3 protein-coding genes and 1 pseudogene are annotated in these 3,478 nt (G+C 55.6%); 2 read left to right on the top strand and 2 right to left on the bottom strand.

Annotation, left to right across the window (positions count from 1 at the left end; translation table 11 throughout):
- Together GIW48_RS29550 and GIW48_RS29545 are read left to right on the top strand one after the other, a co-directional pair.
- Window positions 1-304: pseudogene (locus GIW48_RS29550) on the top strand (hypothetical protein); the annotation flags it as partial.
- Between the two features lie 300 nt (window positions 305-604).
- Window positions 605-934, top strand: a complete 330-nt coding sequence (locus GIW48_RS29545) for a hypothetical protein (protein ID WP_099489620.1) — start codon at window positions 605-607, stop codon at window positions 932-934.
- Window positions 935-1,133: 199 nt separating this feature from the next.
- On the opposite strand, the gene GIW48_RS29540 is transcribed toward GIW48_RS29545, so the two are convergent.
- Together GIW48_RS29540 and GIW48_RS29535 are read right to left on the bottom strand one after the other, a co-directional pair.
- The gene (locus tag GIW48_RS29540) at window positions 1,134-1,784 is read right to left on the bottom strand and encodes a glutathione S-transferase family protein (RefSeq protein ID WP_099549468.1); all 651 of its coding nucleotides are present in this window, start codon (window positions 1,782-1,784) and stop codon (window positions 1,134-1,136) included.
- Window positions 1,785-1,831: 47 nt separating this feature from the next.
- Window positions 1,832-2,467, bottom strand: a complete 636-nt coding sequence (locus GIW48_RS29535) for a LysE family translocator (RefSeq protein WP_058420054.1) — start codon at window positions 2,465-2,467, stop codon at window positions 1,832-1,834.
- Window positions 2,468-3,478 lie beyond the last annotated feature (1,011 nt).

The raw sequence follows: 3,478 nt of genomic DNA, 5'->3' as shown, positions 1-3,478 counted from the left end.
GTTGGTTACATCTTTGATTTCTCGCGGAGTAACTTGTGATGCTGATAATCTTGTTGACTATCAGTCTGACTCCACAAGCACCCACACGAATTGCTTGATTCAGTTGTTAAAGAGCGGTTGGTTAAGACCTTTCGTCTCAACCGAGGCGCGCATTCTACAGCAGCCTCATTTGCTGTCAAGTGATTTCTTTATCAAAATCAACTACTTGAACCAGAACCGGCTTCAAGCTGCTCGTCAGCGGGAGGCGAATAGTACAGTATTCAAATATGTGGTCAACCCCCTTCCTGAAATTCTTTTCGATTAATCCACAGTGCCACGGTTGCAGCTATATAGAGTGTTCGATCGCCTGACAGCGCGGCTCATGGCAAACGCGCGACCTCGCCCAGGCGTTACGGTTTGCAATCGGCGGCGAGGAAAAGCCGGCGAATCAGCAGACCTGGCATTTGCGTAGGCGCGCAATGCCCCTTCAGCCCCTGACTATCAAACCGACTCTCACCCGCTTTTACACAGGTCCGAAAGAAAGCCATTGAAATTCAAGGGCTTTTTTTTCGCCCGCAGAAACGTGAGTATGTGCGGGCGAACGCAGACATGAGGAATCGGAACCATGGAATTGACGCTGGAAGCTGTTGCGCTTTTTGCTCTCAAGCTGGTGCATGAGACGGACGGCGCGAGCCCGTTGCTGCGCGATGACCTGGTGATGGATGGGTATGAGCGCGAAGTGTTTGGGTTGTTGGTGCGCCAGGGGGATTTGGCGACGATTCAACACAAGCTTAATGAGTGCATTGCCCAGGCCTTGAATGCACTAGGCGGCGCCGACACGGTGCTGGGCCGTGAACTGCTCAAACTGTTTACAGATGTGCAACAGGCCAGCAGCCTTGATGAGCTAAGTACCCCGCTGATTACCCTCAAAGACTATCTGAAAGATATCCAGTGAGTCGGTGATCAACATACCGGCCAGGTACACCATCAATACGGCTACGCCAGCGTCCAGGCATCGCCAGACCACGGGCGTGCGAAACAGCTAGGTCAATCGCTGGCATCCCAGCGCCAACCAGATTAACGGCGCCGGCAGGACTCGCTGAGCAACAGCTTTTCAAGACCAGAAGTTTCAACGCCCCTTCTGATCCCCTCGGCTAATAATCCAACCGACCGAAAAGCTCTTCGAAAGGGATCATGACGTGCTCGCGATAAGCTTCACGCTCCCGGAGTCTTTGATACCACGCCTCAACGTGAGGAATGAGTGGGCGGGAAATAGCTAAAGAGAAGTAACGGTACAGATGTGTGCCAACAGTAATGTCTGCCAACGACAAACGTTCCCCACCCAGAAAGGGCTGCTCGCTCAAGACCTGGTCAAGTAACTCAAAATATTGATCGCAGAGGCTGATGCTTTTTTCGATAGCTTGCGGATCCCGCAACGCCTCAGGGGTTCGGTAAAAGCCCCAAAACACACCATTTAAAAACGTCGGCTGCAAGCTGGTTTGAGACCAATCCATCCAACGGTCAACTTGAGAGCGCTGAGCTGGGTCCTCACTCCAGAAACCAGATGCCCCATGACGCGCGGCAAGGTATCTGAGAATACTGTGCGACTCCCACACCACTGTCCCGTCGTCATCTTTTATGACAGGCACGCGCCCATGGGGGTTCATGCGCAGAAACGCTGGCGAATCCTTGAGGCCGTATTGGCCGCCCGCGGGAATATGGCGGTGGGCCAGACCTAACTCACCTATAAGCCACATGACCTTCTGAACATTGAATGACGAACGTCGCCCCCACACTTCAAGCATGCAACCTCCTGTTAACCACCCCTAACTACAACGTTGCAACCACCCTCTTACCGCCGCCCTTCAACCGCCATCCGCACAGCCAAGCCCATCAGCACCGAACCCATCACCCAACGCTGAACCGCCTGCCAGCCTGGACGGGTGACGAAGAACACGGCGATGGAACCCGCCATCATTGCAATCACCGCATTGACGCTCACGCTGATGGCAATCTGCGTAAAACCCAGGATCAGTGATTGCATCAGCACACTGCCATGCCCATTCGGGTCAATAAACTGCGGCAACAACGACAAATACATCACCGCCACTTTGGGGTTCAGCAGGTTGGTCACCAAGCCCATCATGAACAACTTGCGTGGGCTGTCCTGGGGCAAGTCCCGCACTTGAAACGGCGACCGGCCACCCGGCTTCACCGCCTGCCAGGCCAGGTACACCAGGTACAACGCGCCACCGAGCCGCAGCGCGTCGTAGGCAAAAGGCACGGCCATCACCAATGCGGTAATCCCCAGCGCCGCGCAGAACATATAAACGAGGAAACCCAAGGCAACGCCACCGAGGGAAATCAACCCGGCCGTGCGCCCCTGGCAGATCGAGCGGGAAATGAGGTAAATCATATTCGGCCCGGGCGTCAGCACCATGCCGAGGGAGATCAGACCATAAGCAAGCCAGCTGGACAGTTCGGGCATGGTGTCGCTCCTGCAGTATTGTGCTGGGTGCCATGGTAGGGCGTTGAAAAGCAGGGCGTTAGATACAGATCCGCGAGCAAAACGTCATACACCGCTCACGGTAAGGCACATGATCGACTTCGCCTCGCTGCCGTACACAAACATCGCGCACGTTTGATCTGGATTCTGCAGGCAAAAAAAGACCTTGGCGTCCCAAGGTCTTTTTTACTGCTAACGCTGCTTCAACAGATGTACACCGACCGATGTGGGAGCTGGCTTGCCTGCGATGACCATAGGTATCTACACAACCGGTTAAAACGAAGTCTGTGGTAGGTGGGCTGTTGTGGCGAGCAGGCTTGTCCTGCGTTGGGCTGCGAAGCGGCCCCAGTAAAGGCACTGCAATTTTCCTGAAAGTACTCAGTGTCAGGGTTTGGGGCCGCTTCGCGGCCCAACGCAGGACAAGCCTGCTCGCCACAGGAGAAAGTGGCGGCCTTCAAAAGTTGTGTAGATGCCTATGGCCATCGCAGGCAAGCCAGCTCCCACAGTGGAGCTGGGTCGGCCATTGATCTCATCAGAACAAATCGATCGGCGCCGCCTAATCCGCCGGCAGCGGGCTGCCCGGTGTAAAGCGTGGATGATGTGTTCAACGGCTAAGCCGTTGTAGCGCACCAACAAAAAGCCCCGGCTCTTGCGAGTCGGGGCTTTTTTTGTGGCTGATGAATACGGTCTTCAGGCGCCAGGTAAACCCTGTGGGAGCCGGGCTTGCCCGCGATGGCGGTGTACCAGGGGGTGAATCAGTGGCTGATACACCGCCATCGCAGCATAGGTTACACAGCCGGTTAGCACGAAGTCTGTGGCAGGTGGGCTGTTGTGGCGAGCAGGCTTGTCGAATCGTCGCACCGCCGGCGTTGGGCTGCGAAGCGGCCCCAGTAAAGGCACTGCAATTTTCCTGAAAGTACTCAGTGTCAGGGTTTGGGGCCGCTTCGCGGCCCAACGCAGGACAAGCCTGCTCGCCACAGGAGAAAGTGGCGG

The organism is Pseudomonas sp. PA-6-3C, assembly GCF_021605825.1.
Classification (GTDB): Bacteria; Pseudomonadota; Gammaproteobacteria; order Pseudomonadales; family Pseudomonadaceae; genus Aquipseudomonas; species Aquipseudomonas edaphica.
The sequence above is the reverse complement of the archived record's forward strand: the minus strand, read 5'-3'. Positions and strand labels throughout refer to the sequence as shown.